The organism is Neisseria sp. N95_16 (assembly GCF_002551535.2).
Classification (GTDB): Bacteria; Pseudomonadota; Gammaproteobacteria; order Burkholderiales; family Neisseriaceae; genus Neisseria; species Neisseria brasiliensis.
Genome location: NZ_PDBT02000028.1, coordinates 1 through 13,015, shown reverse-complemented (window position 1 = coordinate 13,015; position 13,015 = coordinate 1). Strand labels below are relative to the sequence as shown.

Sequence of the window (13,015 nt, the reverse complement as noted above, 5' to 3'; positions counted from 1 at the left end):
ACGGCCTAACAACCATTTTTCTAAGGAGAGAATAATGAGCAAACGCCTAATCGGCATGGCGCCTTTGAGCGTATTGGGCACCGAGCCGGTGGATTTTATCCAAGCCGCGGCGAAGACGGGTTTCGATTTCATCGGCCTGCGCACCCGTCCGGTAACCACCACCGAAAAAGACCTGAATCTGTTGCACAACAATCCGCGCATGAAAGAAGTATTGGCAGCCTTGAAAGACACCGGCATGAAAGTGGTCGATACCGAATTTTTAGCCATCGATGAACATGTTACGCCCGATGTTTGGCTACCTATGCTGGAAGCCGCCGCGCAATTGGGTGCGCAAAGCCTGACCGCTACCATCACCGATCCGGATTTGGCGCGCGCGACGGATGTGATGGCGCGCTTGGTAGAAGATGCCAAAAAATCCAATCTCATCATTACCTTAGAGCCGATTTCCTATCAAACCGTCAAACTTTTAACCGAAGCAGCGGATGTGGCCGAGCAAACCGGCTGTCAGGTATTGTTTGATACGTTGCATTTCCACCGTGCATTCGGCGAACCGGAACACATCATTCCTGCCTTGCCGTATTTGGCCAATATGATTCAATTGTGTGATGGTGTGCTGGCCGAACGTGCCGATACGCGTGAAGGCTTGATTGAAGAATCGCTTGCCAAACGCGGCGTGCCGGGCGAAGGCGATTTCAAATTGGCCGAATGTGTAGCCTTGTTGCCGGAAGACATGCCGGTGAGCATTGAAGTGCCGAATCCGAAATTTGCCGAATTGGGCTTGGAAGGCTATTTGCGCTATTTGAAAGCGGCCACCGAGCAGGTATTGGAAAAAGCCGCAGCTTTACGCGTTTAAGTGAATCATTTAAAAAAATGCCGTCTGAACGTGAAAAACGTTCAGACGGCATTTTTGATTGCGCTTATATCCAGCGGCCATTATTCATGATGCTGTTTCCAATACAAATCCTGTGCCACCAAGCGAGCAGGGGCGTTGGCGGCGCCATATTGGTCGTAGCCGCCGCGGCGTTCGCAGATTTCAAAGAAAAAGCGGTTTTCAATCAATTGCGAATAAGCATGCAGGAATTCGCCACCGTTACCGTCGGCATCGTAGAGCAAATGATGTTCGCGCAAACGGTCGATGAAATCGTCGGCCAAACCGAATCGTGCCTGCAAATCATCGTAATAGTTTTGCGGGATGTCGAGCAGATTGGTGCCATTTTGACGCATAAAGGCCACGGTTTCAAAAATATCGTCGCTGGCAAAGGCGATGTGTTGCAGGCCGGCGCCTTTGTAGTTGGCCATTGAGCGTGAAACTAAAGTATTTTGGTTGTCAGAAATGTTCAACGGTAGGCGGATTTGGCCGTTTTGGCTGCGCAACACACGGCTTTTCATTAGGCCGTAAGGGTCGGGCAGGGTTAAGTCGTTTTCGATGTTGAAGCCGAATAAGGCGGCGAAATGCAGCGTCCAGCGATCCATCATGTCGTTGGGCACGCCATAAGCGGTGTGGTCGATGCGGCTGAGTTTCGGCTCGCCTTGGAATTTGGTTTTGTGGAAATCGACGCTGTAAATGTCGCTGTCGACAAAATACTGCAAACCGCCATTAGGTGAGCGGATGGCGTGCACATGGCGCTTGTTCGGGCCGACTTTGCCTTGGTAGAAAATATTGCCATATTCGATGGCGCGCTGATACATGGCTTCGGCATCGCTGACTTTATACGCCGCCGCGCACACCGATGTACTGTGTACGTTGAAAAAGGCATCGGCCAAAGAATCCGGCTCGGCGTTGAGAATCAGGTTCACGCCGCCGTGTTGGTAGAGCGAAACGTTTTTGCTTTTGTGCAAACCGGTTTTTTGGAAGCCGAATTGGCGCAAAATATTATCCAAACGCTGGGCACTGGTATCGTTGACGGCAAATTCGACGAAATCGGTGTCTTGAAATTCAGGCGCGGCAGGCGGGGTGAACAATTCGGCCGATACGGTCAGGTTTTGCTGTTTCAGACGGCCGGCGACTTGTTCTTCCAGATGCTGTTTTGATATAACCTTGTCGAAAGGCCGTCTGAAAATCTGATTTCAGACGGCCTATTTTAACGGCTTATTTCAACACGCTCAAACTTCAGCGCTCGGTTGGTTGCGATACAAGATGTATTTGATGATGACACGGCAATCAGCAGAGCCGGTACGGTCAAAGCCATCGCCACGGTTGAGAAATTCCAGCCTGCATTCAACATCCATGCGCCGGCAAATGCGGAAATAATCGCACCGGTGCGGCCGATACCGTGCATCCAGCTGTTGCCGGTCGCGCGGGCGCTCAATGGGAAGAAGTTGCTCGACAAGGCGTTCATGCCGGTGCCGCCGCCGTTAAACGCTGCGCCGATGTAGAATGAGGTAATACACAGCAGCAGATATTCTGCGCCCAAGCTGCTCATGAACACCAATACTACTGCGCCGCTGACGTAAGAGAGCGCCAAGACGCGGTGTGGCTCGAAGCGGTCCATAAACCAGCCCAGCATAATCGAACCCAACGGGCCGCCCAATTGGAACATAGCAGAAATAATCGATGCTTGTGCCGCAGTCATGCCGGATTCTTTAATCATGGTCGGCATCCAGCTGCCCAACAGGTACACCAAGAACAAATGGCTGAAGTAAATCACCCACAGCAGCAAGGTGCCTTTGGCGTAGTGATGGTTCAACACGGTTTTAATCGGGTTTTCATTGCTTTGCACCGTTTGCGGTTTAGGAATGAAGAAAGTCGATTGCTCAGTGGTGCTGCCCGGGGCGCATTGCTCCACGATTTTGCGGATTTCTTGACGGTCGGCGCCTTTGTGCACCATATACGCCAGCGATTCCGGCAATTTGAAAATCATAAACAGGCTCAACAGAATCGGTACGATACTGCCAAACCAGAATACGCTCGGCCAGCCCCATTGTGGAATCATCCACGCTGCCAAGAAGCCGCCGCCAGCCGCGCCGACGGTGAAACCGGCAAACACGATGGTCACCAACAGCGAGCTGCGGTGTTCAGGTGAATATTCTTTGGCCAAGGTCGCCACCATCGGCATAATGCCGCCCATGGCAAAACCGGCGATGAAGCGGAACACAATCATGTGCCAAATTTGTGTGGCAAACGCCACCAGCAGCGTGAACAAGCCAAAAATAAACACGCTCACAATCAATACTTTGCGGCGGCCGAAGCGATCACCCAAGGGCCGGCGGTCAGTGCGCCGAAGGTCAGGCCGAAGAGGGCGGCACTCAATACCGGCGCCAAATCGTTGTTGGACAAATTCCAAGCTTCTTTCAGGCTTGGGCCGACGAAGCCCATAATCACCACATCGAAGCCGTCCATGACCACAATCAGGAAGCAGAGGAAAATCACCAATTTCTGGTAGGTACTCACGCCGCGGCTGTCGAGTAGCTCGCGGACGTTGATTTCATGATTTTGCGACATTTGGTTTCTCCTTATTAATCGCGTTTTTCTTATCAAGCTGAGTTACATTAATTTCAGACGGCCTTGAGGTAAGAGGCCGTCTGAAACCATTAATACTGAATACGTGCCACTTCGCGCAGGTGTTCGGCAGTCGTGGTCGGCAGGTTGAAGTATTCCAAGTAAACCGGAATTTGTTCAAACAGCATATCGGTGCCGACTTGAATCACGCAGCCTTTGGCTTGGGCGGCGGCCAAAAATGCGGTGATTTCGCTTTGCAGCACCACATCGCCGACAAAGGCTTCCGACGCAATACGCGCCACATCAACCGGCATCGGGTCGCCTTCATACATGCCCATCGGTGTGGCATTCACCACCAAATCAAAGCCTTGCGGATCATTGCTGCCGGTTTCGACGATTAAATCGGCATAGTGCTGTTTCAGACGGCCTGCTAATGCTTCGGCGGCGGCTGCGTTGACATCAAACAAAGCCAAACGCGCCACGCCCGCTGCCGCCAAAGAGGCCGCAATCGCGCAGCCCACGCCACCGCTGCCGACGACCAAAGCCGCTTTGCCTTCCGGTGCAAAACCTTTGCGGCGCACACCGCGCACAAAACCTTCGCCGTCGAACATATCGCCTTCCAGCTTGCCGTCGGCACCACGGCGCACGGCATTGCATGAACCGGCAATTTGCGCGGTCGGCGTCAGGCGGTCAACCAAATCGATGGTGGTGACTTTGTGCGGCATGGTCACCAGCGCGCCGATGACGTTTTCGCAGGTGAACACGCTTTTCAGAAAATCAGGATAAACCGGCGCTTGTGAAGAAAACGGCACCACCAGCGCATTGATGTCGGCCGCTTCGAAATAAGGGTTGTAAATCATCGGCGATTTGAAGGTTTGAGTGGGGTAGCCGATGTGGGCAATGACTTGGGTCAAGCCGTTAATGTTCATGAAGCTTCTCCTTTTGTTTGAGTGAAATAAGGTTGTTATGGATTTTTTCAGACGGCCTTTAATAAATTCTCAGGCCGTCTGAAAAAAATAGAATCATAAACCTAATCTGTGTTTGATGGCTGTTTATTTTTGAATATTTCAACTAAGGCCGTCTGAAAAAGCCAGATGCTGATTTCAGACGGCCTTGTCATTATTTATTTGCCATCCCAAACGCGTGCCGGAACCATCACTTCGCCGCGCATGATGTTGCGGGCGGTGCGGATTAAAGCCGCGCCGTTGACCTTACCATTGCCGTCGGTTTCCAAGGCCACGCTGAACTCGCCGCTTGGGTGTTCGATGGAAAGCGAAGCCGGATTGTCGGCCACAGCCAAACCGTCGGCCACGCTGTCTTTCATCACGCAGGCGGTGGCGATGGTGACGGCCGCCAATACGCCGATGGCTTCGTGGCAGACGTGCGGAATGAAGCAGCGGGTGTGTACTGCACCGCCGTCAACAGGGGCATTCAGCAGACACATTTTCGGATAGTTTTTGGCAGAAACATCGCCCAAACCCATTTTTAAAGATGCAGTTAGGCGCAGCTTTTCCAAAATGGCTTTGAGTTCGTCATCGTTGTTTAATTGTTCCACGCTCTCATAGGCTGTGCGCTTCACATCGGCGGCACGCACCAAAATCATCGGCATACCGTTGTCGATGCAGGTGGCTTCCAATTGGCCGAAACCTTCGATATCAAACACGTCGCTGGTGTTACCGGTCGGCAAAAGGCTGCCGGCTACCGAGCCTTCGGTATCTAAGAAACGGATGTGGATAGGGGCGGAGGTGCTGGGTACGCCGTCGATTTTGGCATCACCGTCGTAATTGATGATGCCGTCGGGCGTTTCGACAGTGATGTCGCTCAACATACCTGTGTTCAAGGTCAGCACGCGCACGGTCGTTTCATCGCCTTGCGCCTGAATCAAGCCTTTTTCCAAGGCAAACGGTACCACAGCCGCCAACATGTTGCCGCAGTTGGGCTTGGTATCGACAATATCATTTTTCGGCTGCAATTGCGCAAACAAAAATTCCAAATCCACGCCTTCTTGTTCGCTCAAAGACACCACACCGACTTTGCTGGTTAAAGGGTGCGCGCCGCCGGCACCATCGACTTGGCGCGGATCGGGCGAACCCATGGCCGCGAGCAACACTTGATTGCGGGTCGCTTCATCGGCAGGTAAGTCGGCAGCGGCAAAAAACAGGCCTTTGGAACTACCGCCACGCATCAGCATGGCAGGAACAGCGGTTTGGGCAGCCATTTCGAATCCTTTGTAATGTAGTGGTATGTAGTGGATTATTATAGGTAAAGAAATGTTTGGAAAGGCGTTGAAGCGACTATCAGCTATATCAAAATAGTATAATTGCAAAGGCCAGCTATACTATAGTCGTTTAGAATAAAATGACACAGCGTTGCCAGCTTTCCTGATGTATTAAGTGTGCACGGCGGTCGCTGTCGCCTTGTCTGATTCCTATTTTAAACGACGATAAGATAATTAATATCATAAAACCAATAATTAGAGATTGAGAAAAAGTCATGGATTTGAAACAGTTACGATATTTTCAGCAGGTGGCGCAACAAGGCAGCTATACGCGTGCCGCCGATATTTTGGGCGTGGCGCAACCGGTATTGAGCCGCCAAATCCGCCTGCTGGAAACCGAATTAAGGCAAAACCTGCTCAATCGTCACGGACGCGGCGTTTCCCTGACCGAGCCGGGCAGGATTTTGCTGGAACACTGCGGCGTGATTTTGCAACAGATTGAAATGATTCAGGAAGATTTGAGTTTAAACAGCGGTAAACTCAGCGGCCACATCACGCTTGGTTTGCCGCCGACGATTGCCAAATTATTGTCGCTGCCGATTATCCGAGCGTTTCGCCAACATCTGCCCGATGCCCAATTGCGCATCACAGAAGGCTTGAGCGCGCAGCTGCAAGACCGTTTGCAGCAAGGCAAAATCGACATGGCACTGCTGTATAACCCTGCCTATTCGGCTGATGTCGAAACGCAATTGCTGTATGAAGAACGTCTGTATCTGATGGCACCGAAAAACGATCACCTGCTCAACGCCGACACGCCGATCAACGCTGAACATTTGGCCGCCTTGCCGCTGATTCTGCCTTCCGTGCCCAATACCTTCCGCCTGCTGGTTGAGCAGGAAATGGCGCGGCACAATCTTATGCCCAATATCGTGATGGAAATCGACAGCGTGGAAACCATGCTGCAACTGGTGGCAGAAGGCATGGGTTATTCGATTTTGTCGAAATATTCCATTGATTTGATGAACTATAAAGAATCGATTCAGGTGATTCCGATTGAGTCGCCGCAATTCGTCAGCCGCCTGTTTTTGGCGACTTCGGCCAAGCATGCACTCACGCGCACGCAAAAAGAAGTGGATAAAATTTTGAAGCGGGTGTGTTTGAATTTGGTGGAGGAAGTTTCAGACGGCCTTTAAAGTGGATGATGACCGTCTGAATATATGAAATACTTAAAACCACGAAAAAAAAGGCCGTCTGAAAAGTTTTGAATCATTCAAACTTTTCAGACGGCCTCGTTGTATGGAAACCCTTGATGTTAAATCTTTAAACCAAATCCAGCTTCTTCAATAAAGCCATGCTGGCCGAATCGACCAAGCGGAAGGTTTCGTCAAAATCGCCGGTGTACCACGGGTCGGGCACATGGTCATAACCACTCTCGGGAATCAAATCGGTCAGCTTGAATAATTTTTCAGGATGCTTACCAAAAAGCTTTTCCAAATCACGCAAGTTGTTGTCGTCCATCGCGAGAATGTAATCGTAATGGCCGATGTCGCTGCGTTTGACTTTGCTGCTGGTAAAACCGGTGTTGTCCATGCCTTGTTGCGCCAGCATTTGCCGCGTGCCTTGGTGCATGTTTTCACCGTCGTGCCAACCGGAAGTACCGGCGCTGTCGGTGTGAATGCGCTGGCCGACACCGGCTTCTTCGGCGCGGTGGCGCAACACGAATTCACCCATCGGTGAGCGGCAGATGTTGCCGAGGCATACGAATAAAATACGGTATGTTTTCATGATTATTCCGCGAAAAACGGGTTGTGGCCTGACAATTTCAAGGCTTGCGCGTAGGTCGGCAATTCGCTGTTTTCCGGCACCACATCATGCAGCATATAAACATGTTCCACGCGGCATTCAGCCATTAAATCCAAGAAATTTTGCTGGATAACGGCGATGTTGTCGGTTGGCGACAAGGTCCAAGTATAGACCTGCGGCGCAATTTCAAACGCGCTGTCGGTGGCGTTAAAGCCGAACTGAATCAGCCCGCCGGCTTTAGCGGCCACCACCACACCCACGCGCGGGCTTTGCATGCGGCTCGCGCGGATGGCGTTGGTGGCGAAAACGTCCATCGCCATGCGTTGGCGCATGTGGCTGCCGGTTGTCAGTGCAGACAGCGGCGCATCAGGCGACAGGGGATTGACGAATAAGGTTAAGCCCGGCTGGGTGAGGGCTTCCTGCCATACCTGCATCAGCGGCAAACCGGCTTTTAACAGGTTTTGATTGAGCGATTCTTGCAGCTTTTTGTCGCCGTAGCCCAAGGCAAACACTACATGCACCGATTGGCCGCTAGGAATCTGCAATTCAGACGGCGTAAATTGAGCGGCAAATTGCGCGGCGGCTTCAGCGTTTTGTTTGGCTTCAAACCATTGGCCGGCATTGATTTCACTCAATACAGTTGATGACACCAGAAACGGCAGCCATGTTGCCTGATTGAATGCGCGCAAATGCGGATGGTTTTCCAATACGGCAAACAGTGCGGCAGTTGGTACGTTCAAAGGCAGGGTTTGTTCTTGATTGCAACCGGCCACTAACACCAAAGGCATGGCAAACCATTGGCTTTCTTCGTCTTTTTCGGCATTCAAAACCGTGGTCAGGTTATCGAGCAAGACTTTGTAACTTTCGGCATCGGCCACCATGCTCATGGCCACCGACAAACCCAAATAATAATTTTGCTGAAACATGCCGCGGATTTCGGTTTGCAGCGATTCGGCGGACAGTTTGCGCTGCGCGGCGGAAGTGCTGTGTGCCAAGTTGGAAGCGTGCAGCAAGAGATTGTTTTTAACCGGTGTTTCAGGGTAAGGTCGTGTGTCGGCAAGAATGAAAGGGGTGTTCATTTTCTACCTTTGATATTGTTGTTTTGAAAGAGCAAAGATTATAGCAATAACTGACTGAAACAGTCGGGAATCAAGCGGAAAAAATTTCTATCCGCTTGATTTATCTGATAATAGAAATGAAAAAAGCACTGATATGAATCAGTGCTTTTTAATCTTGGCGCGGCGGACGGGGCTCGAACCCGCGACCCCCGGCGTGACAGGCCGGTACTCTAACCAACTGAGCTACCACCGCGCAAGTAATTGTGTTGCCACAATTACAAGAAACTTGGTGGGTGATGACGGAGTCGAACCGCCGACATTCTGCTTGTAAGGCAGACGCTCTACCAACTGAGCTAATCACCCGAGAAGCCGAATTAAACCAAATATCCGTGTTATGCGCAAGTGATTTATGCGGATTATTTTCCAGATTATTGAAACTAAAATAAAAATTTTCAGACGGCCTGTGTGTGATTAGGATTTTTCATAAAGGAAATGACCTAATTTATCCGCTTTTGTGTGCAGATAGCGCTCGTTTTCAACATTTTCACCAACCTGTAACGGAATGCGTGCCACTACATTAATATCGGCTTTTTGCAGCGTTTTGACTTTTTCCGGATTGTTGGTCAACAGTTTTACTTCATGCACGCCTAAGTGATCATAAATACTTTTAGCCAAGGTGAAGTCACGTGCATCGACTGGCAGGCCGAGTTCAACATTAGCTTCCACTGTGTCACGGCCTTGGTCTTGCAATTGGTAGGCACGGATTTTGTTGATCAAGCCGATGCCTCGGCCTTCTTGGCGCAAATAAACAATCACGCCGCGGCCTTCTTGCTGCACTGCCTGCATGGCTGCCTGCAATTGTGGACCGCAATCACATTTTTGCGAGAATAGGGCGTCGCCGGTCAAGCATTCCGAGTGAATACGTGACAAAACGGGCAGGCCGTCTGAAACATCGCCCATCACCAGTGCCACGTGTTCTTGGCCGCTTTCTTCTTCAAAGCCATGCATGGTAAACACACCGAATTCAGTCGGCAGACGGCAGGAAGCCACGAATTTTACTGCTTTAGTCATCTTGTGCTTCCTCGTTGTCCACTACGTTCAACAGCGCTTTCATTGGCTCGCTTAACGCCAGCGATAAGGCCGTCCATTCGGTTAATGCGGCATCATCGGCTTGGTCTTTATCGTTAAACTCAATATGCACCACGCCCAAAACCGCACCGCTTTGGGTACAAATCGGCACCGATACTTGCGCCTTACTGGCCGCATTGCGTTCGCCCGAAATTTCGCCCAAAGTTATCCAATAGGCAATATCGTTGGCGACATTCATCCAGCCACTTTGCGCCGTGCGCGAAACCAGATAGATTTGGCTGTTGTCTTCATTTACATCCAAATGCGGTTCCAGCCTTAAACCTTGCTGGGTCAGCACAACCAATTTCGGTGTTAGCGTTTCAGACGGCATGTGCGCATAAACTGCCGCGGTTTTGATGTTGGCTTGGCGGCTGTATACAGAATCCAAAGCCATAAAAATTTGTTTCAATAAAGCATCGTTATCAGCATTTGGCTCGATGTGTTCCGCCAACGTAAAGCCGTTTTTTTCCGGCCACAATACCGAGCGGTCAATCGCGGCATTGCCCATGTTAATCACCGCCTGCGCCGCAGTATAGGCAACATACACGTCATCCACAGGCAGCTTTAAGCCTTGTGTTTGCAGGAAATCTTCAATTAATAATCTTGGCATGTGCCATTCCTCAAGATACAGTAGCGAGACCGTCTGAAAAGGGAAAACCAAGCTTTTCAGACGGCCATTTAAAGTTAATTTATGTCGATATGAGGCTGATTATACCTTTTTTCAAGACAGGAGGCTTTGCATGCTTTTTAATTGTGTGTATAATCCGCTACTTGGTTTGCGGACGTGGCGAAATTGGTAGACGCACCAGATTTAGGTTCTGGCGCCGCGAGGTGTGAGAGTTCGAGTCTCTCCGTCCGCACCAAACTACCCCTAAAAGGGGTATTTTTTTTGTCTAATGCAATCTAACGCAATCGACCAAATTCAATACTGGAAAGGCTTTCAGGCTGATTCAATGCTTTCTCGCTGTCTAATATCGTCTAATGCCGTCTAATTGAATAAACCATAAATTGGGGGTATATTTGGGGGTGTTGAAAAATACCCCTGAAAAAAATACCCCCCAAATGCCACTAAACGACCGAAAAATAAAGGATGCAAAACCCGCTGATAAAGCCTACAAACTGGCTGATAGTGGCGGCCTGTATCTGCAAGTTACACCAGCAGGCGGCAAGCTATGGCGGTTGAAGTACCGTATAAGCGGCAAAGAGAAATTACTTTCAATCGGCAAATACCCCGAAATCTCTTTAGTGGAAGCCCGAGAAGCAGCCGAGAATGCCCGCCGTATGATTGCCCAAGGCCAAGACCCCGCCGCCATGAAGCAGCAGGCCAAGCAAGAGCGTAGAGCAGCCTTACTCAATACTTTTGCCCACGTTACCAAGGCATGGCACAAAAAGAACATCATGCGTAAAGGCTGGAAGCCCAATCATGCCGCCCGTGTTTGGCGGTATTTTGAAACCGATGTTTTCCCCGTTATTGGCGAAATGCCGATAAACGAAATCGGCAAGAAAGAGATAAAGGCCGTATTGGATAGAGTGACCGCGCGGGGCGTATCAGAGACCGCCGAGAAAATCAGACAATGGATAGGGGCGGTATTTACATACGCTGGATTTGAAGAATTAACCGACCGCAACCCCGCTGCCTTATTGCAAGGCTATATCAAGCCGTCTGAAACGCGCCCTATGCCTGCCTTGCCGCGTGAAGAGCTGGCCGAGTTTTACCGCCGTTTGATACTGGCAGACTGCAAGCAGTCAAACCGTATTTGCATTATGCTGATTATGCTTTGCTTTGCCCGCAATAAAGAGATACGCGGCGGCCAATGGCAGGAAATCGACTTTGAGCGCAAGATATGGACTATCCCAGCCAAGCGAATGAAGCGGCCGCGTGAGCATATAATCCCCTTATCTGATTGGGCGATTGAGCTGTTAAACGAACTGCACGACCAAACAGGGGATACCCCCTATCTATTCCCCAGTCGCACCGCCGCCGATGGCTATATCAGTGAAAACACCGCAGGCAAAATCATCAACGGCATGGGCTATTACGGCATTGCCACGCCCCACGGTTTCCGCTCCCTTGCAAGCAGCATTCTGAATGAGCAGGGCTATAATGCCGATGCCATTGAAAGGCAGTTAGCCCACATTGACGAAAACAGGATTTTAGAGCGGCCTAGTTAAGCATATCTGAAGCGGTACAGATTAAGCTGGTAACGCGCCATAAAGTTAGTGAAGCGGAGATACACGAAGCTTTTGCCAGCCGAGATGGCGGCATATTGGAAGATACACGCGCCGAAAACAGAACTATACCGCCGACATTATGGTTTATCGCCGAAACCTTTAAAGGCCGTCTATTAAAAATTGTCTTTATTCAAGATGGAGAAAACACCATCATCAAAACCGCTTATGAGCCAAACCGCGAAGAGATACGAATTTATGACAAATACAAGGATTAACGCCATGAACAGACAAGACGAAATGCACAAAGACACGGAAAAATGGGAAAGTAGAGAATTAGGAGCAAGCGAGACATACGCGCGCCGCGCTGATATAGACTTAAACGCCCTAGATGAATCACTAGGCTTAAAGCCTATCTCAATCCGTTTACAGCAAGGCATGATTGACGATTTGAAAGCTATTGCCGCCTTTCATGGCATAGGCTATCAACCGTTGATTAAGCAGATTTTGGCACGTTTTATCGAGAGTGAACAAAAAATGCTGGCTAATGAGATGATACGCGAAACACTAAAACAGCGTGAAAACCAAGACAGCGATGCGGCCTAACCGGCGCATATCTGTCAATAAACGGTTTGAAAACACAAACACCAGCCGCGCCGCTGGTGTTTTTTTTGCACGTTATACAGCATTTGTATAATTAGCCATGCTATGTATAATTTTGTATAAAACTGAATGCAGCCTGAACAATACAGCCCCGACCGTTTGCAATGCGGCGGGGCTTTTTGTTGCCTAAATTATGCAATCACGTTGAATGCCGTCTATTGCATGGTAAAATGTAGCTACATTATCCGATGATTCCAAGCAAGGAAAAAGCAATCATGCAAACCATGACAAGCCGTGAATTTAACCAGCAGAGCGGGAAGGCAAAGCAGGCCGCGCAAGCCGCGCCGGTTATCATAACCAATCGGGGAAAGCCTGAATTTGTATTGATGATTTATGCGGAATATCTGAAATTGACCGGCCAAGCGCAGGAAACCGCAAAGGCCGTCTGAAACGTTACTGATGGAGCAGTAATATGATTGATAAAATAGACTATATTGATTTTGGGGCTTAGGAAGCAAAAATATTAAATTGGGTTATTTCGAAGCATCTTCATTAATATTTTACCTAAATCTTCATGCCGGTGGTTAAACCTAAACT

Annotated in this window: 15 protein-coding genes, 3 tRNA genes and 1 pseudogene; 7 read left to right on the top strand and 12 right to left on the bottom strand. The window is 49.9% G+C overall.

Features of this window, described 5'->3' with window-relative positions; genetic code table 11:
- Window positions 1-34 precede the first annotated feature (34 nt).
- Window positions 35-853: a sugar phosphate isomerase/epimerase gene (locus CRG49_RS06190; protein ID WP_095502076.1), complete on the top strand. Its 819-nt coding sequence runs from the start codon at window positions 35-37 to the stop codon at window positions 851-853.
- 80 nt (window positions 854-933) lie between these two features.
- Here CRG49_RS06190 and CRG49_RS06185 read toward each other — a convergent pair whose 3' ends face one another.
- From CRG49_RS06185 to CRG49_RS06170, 5 genes are all read right to left on the bottom strand, one after another.
- Window positions 934-1,962 (bottom strand): 4-hydroxyphenylpyruvate dioxygenase family protein, encoded by a 1,029-nt coding sequence (locus tag CRG49_RS06185; RefSeq protein WP_095502077.1) that lies wholly within the window; start codon window positions 1,960-1,962, stop codon window positions 934-936.
- Between the two features lie 119 nt (window positions 1,963-2,081).
- Entirely contained in the window at window positions 2,082-3,200 is a 1,119-nt protein-coding gene (locus CRG49_RS06180; RefSeq protein ID WP_229436890.1) for an aromatic acid/H+ symport family MFS transporter, read from the bottom strand.
- Window positions 3,167-3,442, bottom strand: coding sequence for a hypothetical protein (locus CRG49_RS13535; RefSeq protein WP_229436888.1), 276 nt, complete (start codon window positions 3,440-3,442; stop codon window positions 3,167-3,169). The genes CRG49_RS06180 and CRG49_RS13535 overlap by 34 nt, the downstream gene beginning before the upstream one ends.
- 89 nt (window positions 3,443-3,531) lie before the next feature.
- Complete coding sequence (locus CRG49_RS06175; protein ID WP_095502078.1) at window positions 3,532-4,368, bottom strand: shikimate dehydrogenase; 837 nt, start codon at window positions 4,366-4,368, stop codon at window positions 3,532-3,534.
- Window positions 4,369-4,562: 194 nt separating this feature from the next.
- On the bottom strand, window positions 4,563-5,657 hold the full coding sequence (locus CRG49_RS06170; RefSeq protein WP_095502079.1) for a 4-oxalomesaconate tautomerase: 1,095 nt from the start codon (window positions 5,655-5,657) through the stop codon (window positions 4,563-4,565).
- 275 nt (window positions 5,658-5,932) lie between these two features.
- Between CRG49_RS06170 and CRG49_RS06165 the strand changes: the two genes are divergently transcribed.
- Window positions 5,933-6,850: a LysR family transcriptional regulator gene (locus CRG49_RS06165; RefSeq protein WP_095502080.1), complete on the top strand. Its 918-nt coding sequence runs from the start codon at window positions 5,933-5,935 to the stop codon at window positions 6,848-6,850.
- A 127-nt stretch (window positions 6,851-6,977) separates the two neighbouring features.
- On the opposite strand, the gene CRG49_RS06160 is transcribed toward CRG49_RS06165, so the two are convergent.
- The 6 genes from CRG49_RS06160 to CRG49_RS06135 all read right to left on the bottom strand — a co-directional run bounded on the left by CRG49_RS06160 (window position 6,978) and on the right by CRG49_RS06135 (window position 10,256).
- Window positions 6,978-7,442, bottom strand: a complete 465-nt coding sequence (locus CRG49_RS06160; RefSeq protein WP_095502081.1) for a low molecular weight protein-tyrosine-phosphatase — start codon at window positions 7,440-7,442, stop codon at window positions 6,978-6,980.
- A 2-nt stretch (window positions 7,443-7,444) separates the two neighbouring features.
- Window positions 7,445-8,539: a conjugal transfer protein gene (locus CRG49_RS06155; protein WP_095502082.1), complete on the bottom strand. Its 1,095-nt coding sequence runs from the start codon at window positions 8,537-8,539 to the stop codon at window positions 7,445-7,447.
- A 155-nt stretch (window positions 8,540-8,694) separates the two neighbouring features.
- Window positions 8,695-8,771 (bottom strand) — tRNA-Asp (locus CRG49_RS06150).
- Window positions 8,772-8,805: 34 nt separating this feature from the next.
- Window positions 8,806-8,881, bottom strand: a tRNA-Val gene (locus CRG49_RS06145).
- 108 nt (window positions 8,882-8,989) lie between these two features.
- Entirely contained in the window at window positions 8,990-9,589 is a 600-nt protein-coding gene (gene ribA / locus CRG49_RS06140) for a GTP cyclohydrolase II (protein WP_095502083.1), read from the bottom strand.
- The gene (locus CRG49_RS06135; RefSeq protein ID WP_095502084.1) at window positions 9,582-10,256 is read right to left on the bottom strand and encodes a hypothetical protein; all 675 of its coding nucleotides are present in this window, start codon (window positions 10,254-10,256) and stop codon (window positions 9,582-9,584) included. The genes ribA and CRG49_RS06135 overlap by 8 nt, the downstream gene beginning before the upstream one ends.
- 168 nt (window positions 10,257-10,424) lie before the next feature.
- Between CRG49_RS06135 and CRG49_RS06130 the strand changes: the two genes are divergently transcribed.
- From CRG49_RS06130 to CRG49_RS06110, 5 genes are all read left to right on the top strand, one after another.
- Window positions 10,425-10,509, top strand: a tRNA-Leu gene (locus tag CRG49_RS06130).
- Window positions 10,510-10,654: 145 nt separating this feature from the next.
- Entirely contained in the window at window positions 10,655-11,818 is a 1,164-nt protein-coding gene (locus CRG49_RS06125; protein ID WP_255408374.1) for an integrase arm-type DNA-binding domain-containing protein, read from the top strand.
- Between the two features lie 95 nt (window positions 11,819-11,913).
- Window positions 11,914-12,093, top strand: coding sequence for a hypothetical protein (locus tag CRG49_RS06120; protein WP_198511399.1), 180 nt, complete (start codon window positions 11,914-11,916; stop codon window positions 12,091-12,093).
- A 4-nt stretch (window positions 12,094-12,097) separates the two neighbouring features.
- The gene (locus CRG49_RS06115; protein ID WP_198511398.1) at window positions 12,098-12,421 is read left to right on the top strand and encodes a hypothetical protein; all 324 of its coding nucleotides are present in this window, start codon (window positions 12,098-12,100) and stop codon (window positions 12,419-12,421) included.
- A gap of 245 nt (window positions 12,422-12,666) precedes the next feature.
- Window positions 12,667-12,867, top strand: coding sequence for a type II toxin-antitoxin system prevent-host-death family antitoxin (locus CRG49_RS06110; protein ID WP_232727247.1), 201 nt, complete (start codon window positions 12,667-12,669; stop codon window positions 12,865-12,867).
- 74 nt (window positions 12,868-12,941) lie between these two features.
- Here the strand turns inward: CRG49_RS06110 and CRG49_RS06105 are convergent.
- A pseudogene (locus CRG49_RS06105) lies at window positions 12,942-13,015 on the bottom strand (IS1595 family transposase); the annotation flags it as partial.

Excerpts from the sequence above, each read along its gene's own strand:
- CRG49_RS06190 (WP_095502076.1), top strand. The coding sequence starts at position 35 with ATGAGCAAACGCCTAATCGGCATGGCGCCTTTGAGCGTATTGGGCACC.
- CRG49_RS13535 (WP_229436888.1), bottom strand. The coding sequence starts at position 3,442 with ATGTCGCAAAATCATGAAATCAACGTCCGCGAGCTACTCGACAGCCGC.
- CRG49_RS06175 (WP_095502078.1), bottom strand. The coding sequence starts at position 4,368 with ATGAACATTAACGGCTTGACCCAAGTCATTGCCCACATCGGCTACCCC.
- CRG49_RS06170 (WP_095502079.1), bottom strand. The coding sequence starts at position 5,657 with ATGGCTGCCCAAACCGCTGTTCCTGCCATGCTGATGCGTGGCGGTAGT.
- CRG49_RS06165 (WP_095502080.1), top strand. The coding sequence starts at position 5,933 with ATGGATTTGAAACAGTTACGATATTTTCAGCAGGTGGCGCAACAAGGC.
- CRG49_RS06160 (WP_095502081.1), bottom strand. The coding sequence starts at position 7,442 with ATGAAAACATACCGTATTTTATTCGTATGCCTCGGCAACATCTGCCGC.
- CRG49_RS06155 (WP_095502082.1), bottom strand. The coding sequence starts at position 8,539 with ATGAACACCCCTTTCATTCTTGCCGACACACGACCTTACCCTGAAACA.
- ribA (WP_095502083.1), bottom strand. The coding sequence starts at position 9,589 with ATGACTAAAGCAGTAAAATTCGTGGCTTCCTGCCGTCTGCCGACTGAA.
- CRG49_RS06135 (WP_095502084.1), bottom strand. The coding sequence starts at position 10,256 with ATGCCAAGATTATTAATTGAAGATTTCCTGCAAACACAAGGCTTAAAG.
- CRG49_RS06115 (WP_198511398.1), top strand. The coding sequence starts at position 12,098 with ATGAACAGACAAGACGAAATGCACAAAGACACGGAAAAATGGGAAAGT.
- CRG49_RS06110 (WP_232727247.1), top strand. The coding sequence starts at position 12,667 with ATGATTCCAAGCAAGGAAAAAGCAATCATGCAAACCATGACAAGCCGT.